This window comes from Alphaproteobacteria bacterium, from assembly GCA_040905865.1.
GTDB lineage: Bacteria > Pseudomonadota > Alphaproteobacteria > UBA8366.
The window spans coordinates 18,516-36,318 of record JBBDQU010000078.1 but is presented as its reverse complement, the minus strand read 5'-3'; the positions used below and the strand labels follow the sequence as shown (position 1 = coordinate 36,318).

The window sequence follows — 17,803 nt, the reverse complement described above, 5'->3', positions numbered from 1 at the left end:
CGATGCTCTACAATTTCCTCGTGCCGTTCTCGGAAGATTTTCTGGCGTTCAACCTGTTCCGCTATCTGACATTCCGGACCGGCGGCGCGATCATGACCGCGCTGATCATCAGCTTCCTGTTCGGGCCCAGAGTCATCAACTGGCTGAAAAGCCGGCAGCGGGCGGCCAACAACATCCGCGAAGACGTTCCGGATACCCATCTGAAAAAAATCGGCACGCCGACGATGGGCGGCTTCCTGATCCTGCTGTCGATCACGATCAGCACCATCCTCTGGGCCGATTCCAGCAACGTCTATGTCTGGATTGTCCTGTTCGTCACGATCGGATTCGGCGCGGTGGGCTTTGCCGACGATTATCTGAAGCTGTCGCGCAAAAATTCAAAGGGCCTATCCGGCAGGTTGAAGCTGCTGTTTCAGTTGCTGATTTCCGTCGCCGCCGCAATCTGGGTCCTGCAACTGACGCAGCCGCCGCTGAACGATGCCCTGGTCGTGCCGTTCTTCAAAAGCGTTCTGATCAATCTCGGCTGGGTCTTCGTTCCCTTCGCCGCCTTCGTGATGATCGGCGCCTCCAATTCCGTCAACCTGACCGACGGGCTGGACGGGCTGGCCATCGTGCCCGTGATGATCGCCGCCGGCTGTTTCGGATTTATCGCCTATCTGGTGGGCAGCACGGTTTATTCGAACTACCTGCAAATCCATTACATCGCCGGCGCCGGCGAACTCGCCGTGTTCGCGGGCGCGATGGTCGGTGCAAGCCTGGGTTTCCTGTGGTTCAACGCCCCGCCCGCCATGGTCTTCATGGGCGATACGGGGTCGCTCGCGGTCGGCGGCGCGCTCGGCGCGATCAGCGTCGTGACCAAGCATGAAATCGTACTGGCCATTGTCGGCGGCCTGTTTGTCCTGGAGACAGTCTCGGTCATCGTGCAGGTCGCGTCGTTCAGGCTGACCGGCAAGCGGGTCTTCGCCATGGCGCCGCTGCACCATCACTTCGAAAAGAAGGGATGGGCCGAATCGACCATCGTCATCCGGTTCTGGATTATCGCCATCGTTCTCGCCCTTGTCGGCCTCTCCACACTGAAGCTGAGGTAGGCGCGATGATCCGGATTCCTTCCACATCAGGCAAAACCATCGCGGTCATGGGGCTGGGCAAATCCGGCCTGTCCACCGCCAGGGCGCTGCTGGCCAGCGGCGCGCAGGTATATGCCTGGGATGACAGCAGCGATCGTCGCGCCGAGGCCGAAGCCGCCGGCATAACGGTCACCAGCCTGACCAACGGGTTGTGGAAGGATGTCGACTCGCTGGTGCTCAGCCCCGGCATTCCCCACACCTTCCCCGCACCCCACCCGGTTGCGGCGCGCGCCCGGGCGCAGGGCACCGAAATCGTCGGCGATATCGAACTGCTGGCCCGCGCCGAACGGGATGCACGCTATATCGGTATCACCGGAACCAATGGGAAATCGACGACGACGGCCCTGATCGGTCACATCCTGGAAACCGCGAAACAACCGGTCCAGGTCGGCGGCAACCTGGGCACGCCGGCACTCGACCTGGCCTCTCTGGGCCAATCCGGCACCTATGTGCTGGAACTGTCGTCCTTCCAGCTTGAACTGATGCCATCGGCGGCGTTCGATATCGCGATTCTGCTCAATATCACGCCGGATCATCTTGACCGCCACGGCGGCATGGAAGGCTACAAAGCGGCCAAACGGCGGATTTTTCAGCATTGCCGCGGCACCGCCATTGTCGGGGTCGACGATCCGGACAGCGCCGCCACCTGTGACGTATTGCGGGACAATCCCGCGGTGACGGTCATCGCGGTTTCCGGCAGCCGGAAAACCGATGGCGGCGTCTATGCCGAAGACGGCATCCTGTATGACGACGTCGCCGGCGAACGGGTCGCTGTCATGGATCTGGGCGATGTCCAGACGCTTCCGGGATCGCACAATGCGCAGAATGCCGCCGCCGCCTATGCGGCGACACAGGCTGCCGGATTGGCCCGCGCGGATATCGTGGCCGGCATTCGCAGCTATCCCGGCCTGCCGCATCGCCAGGAACTGGTCGCCACAATCGCCGGCGTCCGCTACGTCAACGACAGCAAGGCGACCAACCCGGAAGCCGCCGCCAAGGCGCTTGGCAGTTATCCCGTGATTTACTGGATCGCGGGCGGCAAGCCAAAGGAAGGCGGGCTGGAAGCCATAGCCCCCTTCCTGCCGCGCATCCGGCGCGCCTATCTGATTGGCGAGGCCGCGGAAGCGTTCAATACGGCGCTGTCTGACAAAATCGATACGCAAGTTTCAGGCACCCTGGCGCAGGCAGTACAGGATGCCCACGCGGCGGTTAGTTCGGAACATCCGGAAGATGCGGTGGTCCTGCTGTCGCCGGCCTGCGCCTCCTTCGACCAGTTTCCCAATTTCGAGGAACGCGGCCGTGAATTCGGTCGCCTTGTCCGGCGCCTCTCCACGACCGGGGAGGCGGCGCCATGAGGCCGATCGCGCGCGACGACACCTCAATCCTGGGCCGTTGGTGGTGGACCGTCGATCACTGGACATTGCTGGGCTTCGGCCTGCTGACCGCATTCGGCCTCGTCCTCACCGTCGCGGCGAGCCCGCCGGTTGCGGAGCGGATTGGCCTGGATTCGCTGTATTTCGTGCGTCGGCAGGCGTTGATGATCGTGCCCGCCATCGCGTTGATGATCGCGGTCTCCCTGCTGGAACCGCGCAATATCCGGCGGGTCGGCGCCATCGCCTTCGCCGGCACGATCGGCCTGCTGATCCTGACGCTGCTTGTCGGCCCGGAAATCAAGGGTTCGCAGCGCTGGCTGATCATTGCGGGCTTTTCGCTGCAACCCTCGGAATTCATCAAGCCGACCTTTGCCGTCGTCGCGGCCTGGATGTTTTCGGCCCGCCGCCTCGGCGAGGATATTCCCGGCTACCTGATATCCTGCGTCCTCTATCTGATCGTGCTCTCGCTGTTGCTGGCGCAACCCGATATCGGGCAGGCCATCGTCGTGACCGCCATCTGGTTTATCCAGTGGTTTCTGGCCGGGCTTTCGATGAGCTGGGTCTTTATGATCGGCATTGCCGGAATCCTGGCGATGGTTGTCGCCTATTTCGTCTTTCCCCATGTCAGCAGCCGGATCGACCGGTTCCTCGATCCGGCCTCGGGAGACAGTTACCAGATCGACCGGGCGATGGAGGCGTTCCTGAATGGCGGGTTGCTGGGCCGCGGCGCCGGCGAGGGAACGGCAAAAGCGTTTCTGCCCGACGCCCATGCCGATTTCATTTTTGCTGTCGCCGGCGAGGAATTCGGCCTGCTGGCCTGTTTCATCATAATCGCCCTGTTCGTCTTTATCATCCTGCGCGGCCTCGTCCGGGTGCTGGCGGATACGGATCTTTTCATCGTGCTGGCGGCAACCGGCCTGATCGTGCAGTTCGCCCTGCAGGCCATCATCAACATGGCCTCGACCGTCAACCTGATGCCGACCAAGGGCATGACCCTACCCTTCATTTCCTATGGCGGATCGTCGCTCCTGGCGCTCGGCCTCGGCATGGGAATGCTGCTGGCGCTGACCCGCCGCCGTCCGGGGAGCCAGCGATGACTGCAGACGGCAAGCTGATCATCCTGTCCAGCGGCGGTACGGGCGGCCATGTTTTTCCCGCCCAGGCGCTGGCCGAAAACCTGTTGGCGCAGGGTCACAGGCTGGCCCTGATCACGGACCGGCGCGGCAATTCCTACGGCGAATCATTCGCCGGCGTTGAAACCCGCTTTATCCAGGCCGCCGGCATCAGCGGGCGCGGCCCCCTTACGAAAGGTGTCGCCCTGTTCCGGCTCGCGATCGGCTTTTTCCAGTCGCGGAACCTGCTTCGCGACATGAAACCGGATGTGGTTGTCGGCTTCGGCGGATACCCGACAATTCCGACCATGCTGGCGGCTTCGCACCTGAAGATCAAGACGGTGATCCACGAACAGAATGCCGTTCTGGGCCGCGCCAATCGCGTGCTCGCGCCACGTGCCAGCCGGATCGCTACCGCCTTCAAGACCACGGCATTCCTGCGCGATGCGGATCTGGAACGAACCGTCTGGACGGGGAATCCTGTCCGACCCGAAATTCTGGCGATCCGGAACAATCCGTATCCGCCGCTGGATGCGGAATCGCCGATCCATATGCTCGTCACGGGTGGCAGCCAGGGCGCGTCGATTTTTTCAAAAGTCGTTCCCGAGGCGCTGGCGGCCCTGCCGGACGGTTTGCGCAGGCGAATCCGCATTACCCAGCAATGCCGCCGGGAGGATATCGATTCCGTCCGGGCCGCCTATGCGCGGACGGAGACGGAAGCTGTCCTTGCGCCGTTCTTCAACGACATCCCCGGACGCCTCAGCGAGGCGCATCTGGTGATCTGCCGCGCCGGCGCATCCACGACGGCCGAACTGTCCTGTGCCGGCCGGCCGGCCATACTGGTGCCCTATCCGCACGCCATCGACGATCACCAGACGGCGAACGCGGCGCGGTTTTGCGATTCCGGCGGCGCCTGGATGATTCCGGACAGCGATTTTACGCCAACGGTCCTGTCCGACCGGCTGAAATCGCTTTTTTCCGTAAGCTCGACGCTGGAAATGGCTGCGCGCTGCGCGGCGCGTTCCGGAATGCCGGAAGCCGCCGAGCGGCTGGCAAACCTGGTCCTGGGCGTCATCAGAGAAAACGGAAACGGCGCGCATGCCACGCTGCGGGAGGAAGCCGCATGAGAGCGATGCCCCTGTCCATCGGCCTGATTCACTTCATCGGTATTGGCGGCATCGGCATGTCCGGGATCGCCGAGATCCTGCATAACCTCGGTTATCAGGTGCAGGGCAGCGATGTCGCGGAAGGCGCCAATGTCGCCCGACTGCGCAAACTCGGCATTCAGGTCATTGTCGGCCACGCGGCGGACAATGTCACGGATGCGCAGGTCGTCGTGGTCTCGTCGGCCATCAGGCCGGAAAACCCCGAAATGACCGAGGCGCTGGCGCGCATGATTCCGGTTGTCCGCCGCGCGGAAATGCTGGGTGAACTGATGCGCCTGAAATGGTCGATCGCCATCGGCGGCACCCATGGCAAGACCACAACCACTTCGATGGTCGCCGCCCTGCTTGAAGCAGCGGAACTGGACCCGACCGTCATCAATGGCGGCATCATCAACGCCTACGGCACCAATGCGCGCCTGGGCGATGGCGACTGGATGGTCGTGGAAGCGGACGAATCCGACGGCACCTTCACCAAACTGCCGGCAACCATCGCCATCGTGACCAATATGGATCCGGAGCACCTTGATTTCTATGGCGGTTTCGATGCGGAGAAGGAAGCGTTCCGAACCTTCGTGCAGAACATACCCTTCTACGGATTCGCCGCGCTGTGCATTGACGATTCCGACGTGCAGACGCTGATCGGTCAGATCAGCAGCCGTCGGCTTGTGACCTATGGCACAAACCCGCAGGCGGAAATCCGCGGCGAAAATCTGCAAACAGGTCCCGCCGGCGTCACCTTCGATGTCGTGATCGATTCGCGCGACGACCGGGCCCGTGTGCTGAAGAGGATCGAACTGCCGATGTTCGGCGCCTACAACATGCTGAACGCCCTGGCCGCCATCGCCGTCGCGAACGAGATGGGGATCAGTGACGAAGCAATCGCGCGCGGGCTGAAGGATTTCAGCGGCGTAAAGCGGCGTTTCACGAAAACGGGCGAAACCGGAGGCGTCACCATAATCGACGACTACGGCCATCACCCGGTGGAAATCGCGGCGGTCCTGAAAGCCGCGCGCGCGGTGACCCGTCGCCGTGTCATCGCCGTGGTCCAGCCCCACCGCTATTCCCGCCTGAAGGATCTGTTCGAGGAATTCTGCGCCTGCTTCAACGATGCGGACTCGGTTATCGTCGCCAATGTATACCCGGCCGGTGAGGCGCCGATCGAAGGAATCAACCGCGATGCGCTGATCCAGGGATTGCGCACCCACGGACACCGTCAGGTTTCGCCGCTGGACGATCCTGCCGATCTGCCCGCGCTGGTCCGCGAAATGGCCGCGCCGGGCGACCTTGTGGTCTGTCTCGGCGCCGGATCGATCAGCAACTGGGCCAATGACCTGCCCGGCGCTTTACGTCAGCTGTCGGACGCGCCGGCGGAGACGGGGCAATGAATGTCATGACCGGCAATCCGAGACTTGTTGACCGTCTGCCGCAAATTCGCGGCGCCTACAGGGAAAACTATCCGCTGTCGCGAATCGTCTGGTTCAAGGTCGGCGGCCCGGCGGAGGTCATGTTCGAACCCGCGGACGAATATGACCTGCGGTATTTTCTCGCCGAGAAGCCGCGCGATATCCCGGTCACGATTATCGGCGTCGGCTCCAATCTGCTTGTCCGGGATGGCGGCGTGCCCGGCGTGGTGATCCGGCTTGGGCGGGCGTTTTCGCGCATTTCAATCGAGGAAGAGACCATTGCGGCAGGCGCCGCGGCGCTGGCGATTAACGTGGCGCGCACGGCACAGCGCGAAGGATTCGCGGGCCTGGAATTCCTGTCGGGCATTCCCGGCTCCGTCGGCGGCATCCTGCGTATGAATGCCGGCGCCTATCAGCGGGAAACCCGGGATGTCGTCATCCGCACCCGGGCGATCGATCCCGCCGGCGTCCTGAATGTCCTGAGCTGCGAAGCGATGGGATTCTCATACCGTCACAGCCAGGTGCCGGATGACTGGGTCTTTGTCCGTGCCGAGCTTCGGATTGCCCCCGGCGACAGGGACGCTATCGCGGCCCGCATGGCGGAAATTTCCGAAGCGCGGACGCAAACCCAGCCGGTGCGCACCCAGACTGGCGGCTCCACCTTCAAGAATCCGGAGGGAATCAAGGCCTGGGAACTGATCGACCAGGCAGGTTGCCGGGGATTACGCATCGGCGGTGCGCAGGTATCCGAGCAGCATTGCAACTTCCTGATCAATACCGGTGCGGCATGCGCCGCCGATATCGAGGTGCTGGGCGAGACTGTCCGGCAACGGGTTCAGGATAATTCCGGTGTTCTGCTGGAATGGGAAATCCAGCGCATCGGCCAGCCGGCTTCGGTCATTCCAGGCCATACGGCCAATGGCGGTGCGGCATGAAGAAATCCGTTGCGGTTTTGATGGGCGGCACGTCGGCAGAGCGGGAGGTATCGCTTGTCACCGGCAAGGCCTGTGCCGACGCGTTGCGTAAATGCGGCTTCCGGATCGCCTGCATCGATGTCACCGGCGACATCCAGGCCATGATCGCCGCCCTGATAACGCAAAAGCCGGATGTCGTTTTCAACGCCTTGCACGGCCGCCATGGCGAGGACGGCAAGATACAGGGGCTGCTGGATCTTCTCGGCATTCCCTACACCCATTCCGGCGTCCTCGCCTCCGCCGTCGCCATGGACAAGCAGAAGGCGAAGATCCTGTTCGGCGCGAAGGGAATTCCCTGTCCCGACGGCCGGGTCATGACGCTGGATCAGATCAGCGCCTGCACCGACCTTGAACCGCCCTATGTGATCAAGCCGAATGACGAAGGGTCGAGTGTCGGCGTGTACATCGTTCGACCCGGCGACAACCGGGTTCCAACCCGTGAATGGCCCTTCGGCGATACGGCGCTTGTCGAGACATTCATCCCCGGCCGCGAGTTGACCGTCGCCGTAATGGGCGACAGGGCGCTGGGGGTAACGGAGTTGCGGCCGCTGACCGGGTTCTACGACTACGAGTCGAAATATACCGAAGGGAAGACCGTTCATCTCTGCCCGGCGCCGATTCCCGATGACGTCGCCCGTCTGGCCATGGAATACGCCGTCACGGCGCACCGCACCCTGGGATGCCAGGGCGTCAGCCGTTCGGATTTCCGTTACGACGACACGGCGGGCGAACCGGGGCAGCTCTACATGCTGGAACTGAATACCCAGCCGGGCATGACGCCGCTGTCGCTCGTTCCCGAACAGGCCGCCCATGCAGGCATGCCGTTCGGCGAGCTGGTCACATGGATGGTGGAGAACGCCGCATGCGACAGCTGATTTCCACCCTGGGCCTCTGGCGCGGCCAGGAAAAGTCGCCGCGCGGGAAGATAAACCGGAAGGCGCAACGCCGGCGCGTCGCGCCGCGCTGGCGCCGTCCCGCGCTGCATGCCGCCGGCTTTTTGCTTCTCATAGGCGGCGCCGGCAGCGGCGCCTATTGGGCGTGGTCATCCGGTATGGTGGCGCGACTGACGGATCATCTCATCGTCTCCGCAACCGAAGCCTCTGTCCGCGCCGGTCTTTCGGTCGACGAGATCCTTGTCGAGGGCCGCACCGAAACGACCCGCGCCCAGTTGCTGAATGCAATCGGGGTTCGACAGAACGACCCGATCCTCACCATCGATACCGAAGCGATCAGAAGCCGTCTGCGCGCGCTGGGCTGGGTTGCGGATGCGGTTGTCCAGCGGCGGCTGCCGGGGACCCTGTATGTCAGCATCAAGGAGCGTACCGCGATGGCGATCTGGCAGCGCAACGGACAATTTGTCCTGGTCGATCCCCACGGCGAAGTCATCGGCGCAGAGGGGCTGGAACGCTATACGCATCTGAAGGTCATCATCGGCGAAGCCGCGCCGAAGCACGCGCCGGCGCTTCTCGACATGCTGACAAGCGCGCCGCACCTGATGCAGAGGGTGCGGGCCGGCATCTGGGTTGGCAACCGGCGCTGGAACCTTCAGCTCGACGACGGCATCGATATCCACCTTCCGGAATCCGATCCGCAGGCCGCCTGGTCGCGGCTGGTTACCCTGGACCGCGACAGCAAAATCTTAAGCCGGAACATTTCGGTCGTCGATCTGCGTATCCGCGACCGCCTGATCGTTCAACAGCGGGACCGTGGAGACAGCACATGAAGACGCAATTTTCGCGTAACCGGACCAAAGGAAAGGAAAACAGGTCTTGGCCCGCAAGGAACTGATTACAGCGCTGGACATCGGCACCAGCAAGATCTGCTGCTTCGTCGCGGAAATCGACGAAAACGATCGCGTTCGCGTGACTGGAATCGGCCATCACGCCAGCCGGGGACTCAAGGCGGGTACGATCGTCAATATGGAAGAAGCCCAGCATTCGGTGATCAGCGCCGTTTATGCGGCGGAACAGATGGCAGGCGAACAGATTCGCGACGTCTTCGTCAATGTCAGCTGCGGCCACCCCGAAAGCGGCCAGATGATTCTGGAAACCACGATTGAGAGCGGCGCCATCGGTGACGGCGAAATGCGCCGCCTGTTCAACGAAAACCGCCTGCGCGACACCGGTAATGAACGCGCGCTCGTGCATGCCATCCCGGCAGGGTACAAGATTGACGGCTCGAACGGCATCCGCGATCCGCGCGGATTGTCCGGGCAAAAGCTGGGCGTACAGGTACGAACTGTTTCCGTCGCCGCCAGCGCCATCCAGAACCTCAATACCTGCATCGGCCGATGCCACCTGAACGTCCGCGGCCATGTTGTCAGCGCCTATGCCTCGGGGTTGTCGTGCCTGGTCGAAGACGAAACGGATCTCGGCGTCACGGTCATCGACATGGGCGGCGGCACGACCTCCGTAGCCGTCTTCTACGATGGCACGCTGGCCTTTACGGATACGATTCCGGTCGGCGGCACGCATGTCACCAACGACATCGCCCGCGGCCTGTCCACCCCGCTAAGTCACGCCGAACGGCTGAAGACACTTTACGGCAGCGCACTGTCGTCACCGAACGACGAACGCGACATCGTCGATGCGCCGCAAATCGGCGAGGAAGAAGAAGGCACCGTCAACCGTGTCCCGAAATCCTTCATCGTCAGCATAATAGCACCCCGACTGGAAGAGACCTTTGAACTCGTCCGAGAACGACTCGAACTGAGCGGCTTTGACAAGCTGGCCGGTCGCCGGGTGGTCCTGACGGGCGGCGCCAGCCAGATCAATGATGTCCGGCTCCTCGCCAGCCAGATCCTGGACAAACAGGTCCGGTTGGGCCGGCCGATGCGAATCGCCGGGCTCGCGGAAGCGACCGGTGGGCCCGCCTTTGCGACGGCTGCGGGGCTGCTGACCTACGCCGCCGACGATCGCGGCGAAATCAGGCCGGCGGAAGCCGGGGTCATCAAGTCATATCGCGGCCCGTTCGGCCGTTTTGGAGGGTGGTTCCGTGAACATTTCTAGAATCGCGGCCCCCCGCAACGAAATTCCTCGCGGCGTCTCGACGACGCGGGAATATCCCGGCATTCGCCGGAACATTCTGATATTATAACCGGTATCCTGGAGGCAGATCTCATGACAATAAACCTCAGCATGCCAAAGTCGGAAACCATCTTGAGTCCGAGTATCCTCGTCGTGGGTGTCGGCGGCGCTGGAGGCAACGCCGTCAACAACATGATTCGCTCGAATCTCGAAGGAGTCGACTTTGTCGTCTGTAATACGGATTCACAGGCCCTGAGCCATTCCCTCGCCGAACGCAAGATCCAGATGGGTCTGAGCACGACCGAGGGGCTGGGTGCGGGCTCGCGGCCCGAAATAGGCGCCGCAGCGGCCGAAGAGGCGCTGGACGAAATCCAGCATCACCTCAACGGCACCCATATGGTGTTCATCGCGGCCGGCATGGGCGGCGGCACGGGCACCGGCGCGGCGCCCGTTATTGCCAGGGCGGCCCGGGAACAGGGCATTCTGACAGTCGGGGTGGTCACGAAACCGTTCCAGTTCGAAGGCAACCGCCGGATGAAGATCGCGGAAGCCGGAATCGAGGAACTGCAGCAGTTCGTCGACACGCTGATCATCATCCCCAACCAGAACCTGTTCCGCATCGCCAATGAGAAGACAACCTTTGCGGATGCGTTCAACATGGCCGATGACGTGCTGCATTCGGGCGTTCGCGGCGTGACCGACCTGATGGTCATGCCGGGCCTCATCAATCTCGACTTTGCCGATATTCGCACGGTTATGAGCGAGATGGGCAAGGCCATGATGGGCACTGGCGAAGCGGAAGGCGACAAGCGCGCCACCGAAGCCGCCGAACGGGCCATTTCAAACCCGCTGCTGGACGATGTGACGATGAAAGGCGCGAGAGGCGTGCTCATCAACATCACCGGCGGGCCGGACATGACCCTCTTCGAAGTCGACGAGGCCGCAAACCGGATCCGCGACGAAGTCGATCCCGACGCCAATATCATTTTCGGGTCGACCTTTGACGAATCCATTGAAGGGATTATCCGGGTATCCGTGGTTGCGACAGGTATTGAAGCGGTCGAACAGTCCGACTACCGGCCGCTACCTGTCGGCCTGTCCCGCGCCGTCGCCAAGCCGGCCGTCAGCGTCGCTGCCGAACCGGTGGAAAACGTCGCGGAACCGGAACAGATTGTCGAAGTCGCTATGGAACCGGAACCGGAAACGGAAATGGAACCGCAGCGGGTCGAAACCGGACATTCCGAAGAAGAGCCGGCAATCGCCACCGCCCGGGAAAACGAAGTCGTCCAGGCTGTCGCGCGGGAGCCGGAACCCGTCCCCGAGCCGCTGGCCCCGAAAGCAGCGGTGTCGGATCGTCCGGCATTCATCCCGCCGCGTCCGGCACGCCCGGGCGACGCAAACAGCAGCCGGGGGAAAGCGGAGCCTTTTGCCGCGGCGGCGATGGAAAACGCCCGCAGCGAGCCGCCGAAGGAACGCCGCCGGGGGTTGTCCCTTTTCGAACGCATGACGGGCAGCGGGCGGCCGCAGAAGCCGCAGGCTGAAGAACCGCGTCTTGCGCCGAAAGCCGCCGGTCCGGCGCGTCCCGCGCCCACGACGCGGCCACAGGAGACAGGCGGTCAGGCCAGCCTGAGCGGGCTCGATTCGTCCAGTTCTCCCAGCACCTCGGCGGCGGAAGAGGAAATGCTGGAGATACCGGCTTTCCTGCGTCGTCAGGCAAACTGAGGCCCCTGCTAAAACCGGCGTAATATCAGAATGTTACGTAGCCGCGCAGACAACGCGGCTACGTAACAATTGGTAACAAAGAGTGATTTGAGCTCGACTGGGTCGGTTGTTACACCTGCAATCAGGTTAATGCGTTAAAAAAACGCTGACCGATCAAACCGGTAACCAATAGCCGGTAATGATTGGCCGGCGTCCGGCGAGAGGGGTCTCCCGAGTAATGGAGAAAATAACAAGGCTGGTAGATTCTTTCTGGCAGCGAAGCTTGAGAAGCAGCGTACGATGTTCCGGTATCAGCCTGCATGGCGGGGTCCCTGTTTCGCTGGCGATACACCCGGCGGCGCCGGAAAGCGGTATCCTGTTCCGCCGCACGGATGTGCCGGCTACGGTGAGCGTCATTCCCGCGCATTGCGATTTTATCGGAGCGACCGAGCTCTGCACGACCCTTGTCAACGAACACGGAGTGCTTATTGCGACGGTCGAACACCTCATGGCCGCGCTGGCGGGCTGTGCAATAGACAATGCCGTCATCGAAGTGAACGGTCCCGAAATTCCGATCATGGACGGTAGCGCGGAACCGTTTGTCGCGCTGATCGAACAGGCCGGCATCGTCGAGCAGGACTTTCCCCGGCGCATGATCCGGGTGTTGCGTCCGGTAACGGTGCGTGACGGCGACAGCGTCGCATCGCTGGAATCCTATAACGGGTTTTCCATCACCCTCGACATCGAATTCGACAGCGCCGCCATTGGCCGCCAGGGTCTCAGCTTGGATGTTTCCGGCCCCGCCTTCAAGGCGGATATCTGCCGCGCCCGCACCTTCGGTTTCCTGCATGAAGTGCAGGCGATGGTCAAGGCCGGCTTCGCCCGGGGCGGCTCGCTCGACAATGCGGTTGTCGTCGATGGCGACAAGGTCGTCAATGAGGGCGGTTTGCGGTACACTGACGAATTTGTACGCCACAAGGTTCTCGATTGTATCGGCGACATGTATCTTGCAGGCGGTCCGATGCTTGGAAAATTCCGCGGCGTCAGATCGGGCCACGCGATGCATCACAAGCTGCTGCGCGCCCTGTTCGACCAGGATTCGGCCTGGACCACGGTTTCAGGCACTCGCCCGGCCGGAATGAGCGCCCCGACCTGGGATACCCGCGCGGTCGCCGCCAGCGCCTGATTTGCCCCGATTTCGAGTATGGTTCCTGTGGGAAATCCCCGCAGCCGGTGATATATTACCGCCTGTATCAAAATAGGGTCGTGCCCGCATGCGTTTCCTTTCGATATCATTTCGCCGATTAATCATGCTCTTCGCGTGTGTGTCCGTCGCCGCCTGTACGATAGAAGAGCCCGCCTATGTCGAACAGTCGGTCGAGCGACTGTATAATTTCGGCGTCGATGCCCTGCAGGCCGGCCTTTACAAGGACGCCATCAGTTCATTCGACGAAGTCGAACGGCAGCATCCCTATTCGGTCTGGGCGACCAAGGCGCAACTGATGTCGGCCTATGCATCGTATAAACGCGACGACTACGACGAAGCCATCGTCGGCGTCGAACGTTTCATCGAACTGCACCCGGGCAACAACGATGCGCCCTATGCGTATTACCTGAAAGCCCTGTGTTATTACGAACAGATTTCAGATGTTGGCCGTGATCAGAAGATGACGGAACTGGCGCTGGCCGCCCTTGACAACGTTATCCAGCGCTATCCGGACAGCAAGTATGGCCGGGACGCACGCGCCAAGATCGACCTGGTGCACGACCATCTGGCCGGCAAGGAAATGGCTGTCGGCCGGTATTACCAGAAGCGTGGCGACAATCTGGCCGCCATCAACCGCTACCGCGTCGTGCTACGCGACTACCAGACAACCACGCATGTTCCCGAAGCGTTGCTGCGGCTGACCGAGAACTATCTGGCGCTTGGCATTACAGACGAGGCGCAGATGGCGGCTGCCGTTCTGGGTCACAATTTCCCCGGCAGCAGCTGGTACGAAGACAGTTACGCGCTGCTGGACAAGGGCAATCTGCAACCCGCCCTGAAAGAGGGGTCCTGGCTCAGCTGGATGTGGGACTGGACGAAATAATCCCTCGATGTTGACGACGCTCAGCATTCGCAATGTCGTTCTGATCGAAAAACTCGATCTCTCCTTCCAAAAGGGACTCTGCGTCTTTACCGGCGAAACAGGCGCCGGCAAGTCCATCCTTCTGGATGCGCTCGGCCTGGCGATCGGGGAACGGGCCGATACCGGTCTCCTGCGCCAGGACGGCGGCGAGGCCACTGTTACAGCGACGTTCGAGATTGATTCCAGCCATCCGGTCCATGCCCTGCTGCGGGAACATGGCATTGAGTCGGATGATGTCCTGATTCTGCGCCGCACTCTGAATGCCGCCGGGCGGACCCGTGCATTCATCAACGACCAGGCGACCAGCGTGGGATTCATGAAGCAGGTCGGCGCGCTGCTGATCGAGGTACAGGGACAGTTCGCGCAGCAGGGCCTCCTCGATCCGGCGACTCACCTGCCGCTGCTGGACGCCTTTGGCGGATTACAGGATCAGGCTGCGGAAACCGCGCGGGCCTATCGCGCCTGGCGTGATGCGCGCGGCGCACTCGATCAGGTGAAAACGGAATCCGAACAGGCGCGGCAGGACGAGGATTACCTGCGCCACGCGCTGGAGGAACTGGACAAATTTGATCCGCGACCCGATGAAGATGCGGCGCTAAGCCGCGAACGGCAACGTCTGATGCAGGCGAGCCATCTGGTTGAGGCGGTCAACGCCGCACAGGCCGACATGAAACCGCGGGTCGCGGTCACCGAATCTCTGCGGAACGCCTTGCGGCGGCTGGAACGGGTCGCCGGATCCGCCGACGGGCAACTCGACGAGGCCGTTGCCGCGCTCGACCGGGCGCTGGACGAAGTCGAAACCGCGTCCGATGCGCTGAACGCCGCCGGGCATGCCATCGAAATCGACGATGCCCGCCTCGGCACGACGGAGGAACGGCTATTCGCCCTGCGCGAACTCGCCCGCAAGCATCGCGTCGATGCTAATGCGCTGCCCGCGCTCCGCCAGAAAATGCAGGAACGGCTGGCGCTGATTGACAACCAGACAGAAGCGATTTCGATGCTGACCGCCGCCGTTATCAAGGCGCGCAAAAGCTATCTCGAAAAGGCGGAACATCTGAGCCAGTCGCGGATCAAGACCGCCGCCAGACTGGACAAGGCGGTGCAGGCGGAACTCGTGCCGCTGAAACTGGAACGGGCCGTATTCACCACGAAAATGGAACGCCTGCCCGAAGCACACTGGTACGAAAACGGAATAGACCGCGCCAGCTTCACCGTCGCCACCAATCCGGGCGAAACGGCGGGACCCATCGGTCGCATTGCATCCGGCGGCGAATTGTCCCGGTTCATGCTGGCGATCAAGGTATCCCTCGCAACGATGAGGGCGCAGCCCTCGCTCGTCTTCGATGAAGTCGATAGCGGCATCGGCGGGGCGACGGCGCATGCGGTGGGCGAGCGGTTGCGGCGACTGGCGGATCAGCTTCAGGTCCTCGTCGTGACCCATTCGCCACAGGTGGCGGCGCGCGGCGCGGACCACCTGCGCGTCCACAAGGCCATGTCGAGCGGCCGGGTGACGACCGGCGTCGAACGCCTCTCCAGCGCGGAACGGCATGAGGAGCTGGCGCGCATGCTTTCCGGCGCCGCCGTAACCGAAGAGGCCAGGGCCGCCGCGCGGCGTCTTATGGAAGGACACGTGCCATGACAGACCGGGAACCGGCGCCACCGGACGAATTGACCGAAGAAGACGCCAAACGGGAACTGACGACGCTGGCCGCCGAAATCGCGCGGCATGACCGGCTTTACCATCAGCAGGATGCGCCGCAAATTTCCGATGCGGCCTATGATGCATTGCGCCGGCGCAACGACGTCCTGGAAGCGCGGTTTCCCCACCTGGTTCGCCCGGACAGTCCCAGCACCCGGGTCGGCGCGGCGCCATCGGCCGGATTCGCCAAGGTCGCCCATGCGCAGCCGATGCTGTCGCTCGCCAATGCCTTCAGCGCGGACGACGTAAACGAGTTCACAGTCCGGATACGCCGGTTTCTGAACCTGCCCGGAACGGAGGCGCTGGCAATTGTTGCCGAACCGAAAATCGATGGCCTGTCCGCATCCCTGCGATACGAAAACGGCGTCTTCAAGACAGGCGCGACCCGGGGCGACGGATCGGTCGGTGAAGATATCACCACGAACCTGCGCACCATCCCGGACATTCCCGATACCCTGCCGGGCAATGCGCCGGAGGTGTTTGAAGTGCGCGGTGAAGTCTATATGCGTCGCGACGATTTCCTCGCCCTGAACGAACGGCAGCAGGCAGCGGGCAACCGGCCTTTTGCGAACCCGCGCAATGCGGCAGCGGGCAGCCTGCGGCAGCTCGATCCGAAAATCACCGCCAGCCGTCCTCTGCGCTTTTTTGCCTACGCGACCGGCCAGACCAGCGCGGCAATCGCGCAGACCCACTGGGACCTGCTCACCCGGCTGAAGGAATGGGGGTTTTCGATCAATCCCCTGTCGCGCTGCTGCAACGATACCGCGGCGGCATTGGCGCTATACGCGGAAATCGCGGCAAGCCGCGCAAGCCTGCCATACGATATCGACGGAATCGTCTACAAGGTAAACCGGCTGGACTGGCAGGCGCGACTTGGCATGGTCAGCCGCGCGCCCCGCTGGGCAATCGCCCATAAATTTGCCGCCGAGCGCGCGGAAACGATCCTGCGTCGTATTTCCATCCAGGTCGGCCGCACCGGCGCCCTGACTCCCGTGGCGGAACTGGAGCCGGTCACGGTCGGCGGCGTTGTCGTCAGCCGGGCGACGCTGCATAACGCCGACGAAATCGCGCGCAAGGATATCCGCACCGGCGACACCGTCGTCATCCAGCGTGCCGGCGATGTCATCCCGCAGGTTGTCGAGGTCGTCCTGGGCAAACGGCCGGTGGATTCGAAAGCCTTCGACTTCCCTACCCACTGCCCGGAATGCGGCAGCGCCGTCGTGCAGGAGGAAGGCGAAGTCGTGCGCCGCTGCACGGGCGGCCTCGTCTGTCCGGCGCAATCGCTGGAGAAACTGAAGCATTTCGTCAGCCGCAACGCCTTCGACATTGAAGGATTGGGTGGCAAACATATAGAGGCCTTCGTGGCAGACGGGCTGATCAGGACGCCTGCGGATATTTTCAGGCTGCGGGACCGGAAAGAGGCGTTTGCGAAACGGCAAGGCTGGGGCGAGCAATCGCTGGCGAATCTGATGTCGGCAATCGATGCGCGGCGAACGATCCCCCTCGACCGGTTCATCTACGCGCTTGGAGTGCGCCAGGTCGGTCAGGCAAATGCCCGGCTTCTGGCCCGCAACTACGGTACGTTCGATGCCTTCCGGACCGCGATGATCGAAGCGCGGAACGAAGAGTCGGAGGCCCTGGCGACCCTGTTGGGTATCGATGGCATCGGTCCGTCGGTCGCCGCCGATCTGATAACCTTCTTTGCCGAGGGCCATAACGAGGAAGTGCTGGACGATCTGCAGGACATCCTGACGATTGAGCCATTCGTTCAATCGTCAACGGATTCGCCCGTCGCCGGCAAGACCATTGTCTTTACAGGCACGCTGGAACGAATGACTCGCGGCGAGGCCAAGGCGCGGGCCGAATCGCTGGGCGCGAAGGTTTCCGGTTCCGTATCCGGCAAGACCGACTATGTCGTAGCCGGTCCGGGCGCCGGCTCGAAGGCAAAAAAGGCAGCCGAACTGGAAATTCCGATCCTGAGCGAAGACGAATGGCTCGAAATGGTCGGCGAAAAGACGCAATGAATGGCGGAACCTGCGGTAACGGCCGAAGCCGGGACCTTGATGCTGAAGCGCCTATAGAGCAGATTCACG

14 protein-coding genes are annotated in these 17,803 nt (G+C 62.5%); all 14 read left to right on the top strand.

Annotated elements, in window-relative coordinates; genetic code table 11:
• Positions 1 to 2: 2 nt before the first annotated feature.
• Positions 3 to 1,088: a phospho-N-acetylmuramoyl-pentapeptide-transferase gene (gene mraY, locus WD767_18295; GenBank protein MEX2618043.1), complete on the top strand. Its 1,086-nt coding sequence runs from the start codon at positions 3 to 5 to the stop codon at positions 1,086 to 1,088.
• 5 nt (positions 1,089 to 1,093) lie between these two features.
• Positions 1,094 to 2,482, top strand: coding sequence for a UDP-N-acetylmuramoyl-L-alanine--D-glutamate ligase (murD, locus tag WD767_18290; GenBank protein ID MEX2618042.1), 1,389 nt, complete (start codon positions 1,094 to 1,096; stop codon positions 2,480 to 2,482).
• Positions 2,479 to 3,597 (top strand): putative peptidoglycan glycosyltransferase FtsW, encoded by a 1,119-nt coding sequence (locus WD767_18285; protein ID MEX2618041.1) that lies wholly within the window; start codon positions 2,479 to 2,481, stop codon positions 3,595 to 3,597. The genes murD and WD767_18285 overlap by 4 nt, the downstream gene beginning before the upstream one ends.
• Positions 3,594 to 4,739 carry an undecaprenyldiphospho-muramoylpentapeptide beta-N-acetylglucosaminyltransferase gene (murG, locus tag WD767_18280; GenBank protein MEX2618040.1) on the top strand — a complete coding sequence of 382 codons (1,146 nt, stop codon included), beginning with the start codon at positions 3,594 to 3,596 and terminating at the stop codon, positions 4,737 to 4,739. The genes WD767_18285 and murG overlap by 4 nt, the downstream gene beginning before the upstream one ends.
• The gene (gene murC, locus WD767_18275) at positions 4,736 to 6,163 is read left to right on the top strand and encodes a UDP-N-acetylmuramate--L-alanine ligase (GenBank protein MEX2618039.1); all 1,428 of its coding nucleotides are present in this window, start codon (positions 4,736 to 4,738) and stop codon (positions 6,161 to 6,163) included. The genes murG and murC overlap by 4 nt, the downstream gene beginning before the upstream one ends.
• Positions 6,160 to 7,116, top strand: a complete 957-nt coding sequence (murB, locus tag WD767_18270) for a UDP-N-acetylmuramate dehydrogenase (protein ID MEX2618038.1) — start codon at positions 6,160 to 6,162, stop codon at positions 7,114 to 7,116. Before murC ends, murB begins: the two co-directional genes overlap by 4 nt.
• A complete protein-coding gene (locus WD767_18265) occupies positions 7,113 to 8,030 on the top strand; it encodes a D-alanine--D-alanine ligase (protein MEX2618037.1) in 918 nt (305 codons plus the stop codon). Before murB ends, WD767_18265 begins: the two co-directional genes overlap by 4 nt.
• Complete coding sequence (locus tag WD767_18260) at positions 8,018 to 8,878, top strand: cell division protein FtsQ/DivIB (GenBank protein MEX2618036.1); 861 nt, start codon at positions 8,018 to 8,020, stop codon at positions 8,876 to 8,878. Before WD767_18265 ends, WD767_18260 begins: the two co-directional genes overlap by 13 nt.
• A 46-nt stretch (positions 8,879 to 8,924) precedes the next feature.
• Complete coding sequence (ftsA, locus tag WD767_18255; GenBank protein MEX2618035.1) at positions 8,925 to 10,163, top strand: cell division protein FtsA; 1,239 nt, start codon at positions 8,925 to 8,927, stop codon at positions 10,161 to 10,163.
• Between the two features lie 150 nt (positions 10,164 to 10,313).
• A complete protein-coding gene (ftsZ, locus tag WD767_18250) occupies positions 10,314 to 11,903 on the top strand; it encodes a cell division protein FtsZ (protein ID MEX2618034.1) in 1,590 nt (529 codons plus the stop codon).
• Between the two features lie 262 nt (positions 11,904 to 12,165).
• On the top strand, positions 12,166 to 13,068 hold the full coding sequence (gene lpxC, locus WD767_18245) for a UDP-3-O-acyl-N-acetylglucosamine deacetylase (GenBank protein ID MEX2618033.1): 903 nt from the start codon (positions 12,166 to 12,168) through the stop codon (positions 13,066 to 13,068).
• 124 nt (positions 13,069 to 13,192) lie between these two features.
• Entirely contained in the window at positions 13,193 to 13,972 is a 780-nt protein-coding gene (locus WD767_18240) for an outer membrane protein assembly factor BamD (GenBank protein ID MEX2618032.1), read from the top strand.
• A 7-nt stretch (positions 13,973 to 13,979) separates the two neighbouring features.
• Complete coding sequence (recN, locus tag WD767_18235; protein MEX2618031.1) at positions 13,980 to 15,650, top strand: DNA repair protein RecN; 1,671 nt, start codon at positions 13,980 to 13,982, stop codon at positions 15,648 to 15,650.
• Positions 15,647 to 17,734 carry an NAD-dependent DNA ligase LigA gene (ligA, locus tag WD767_18230; protein ID MEX2618030.1) on the top strand — a complete coding sequence of 696 codons (2,088 nt, stop codon included), beginning with the start codon at positions 15,647 to 15,649 and terminating at the stop codon, positions 17,732 to 17,734. The genes recN and ligA overlap by 4 nt, the downstream gene beginning before the upstream one ends.
• Positions 17,735 to 17,803 lie beyond the last annotated feature (69 nt).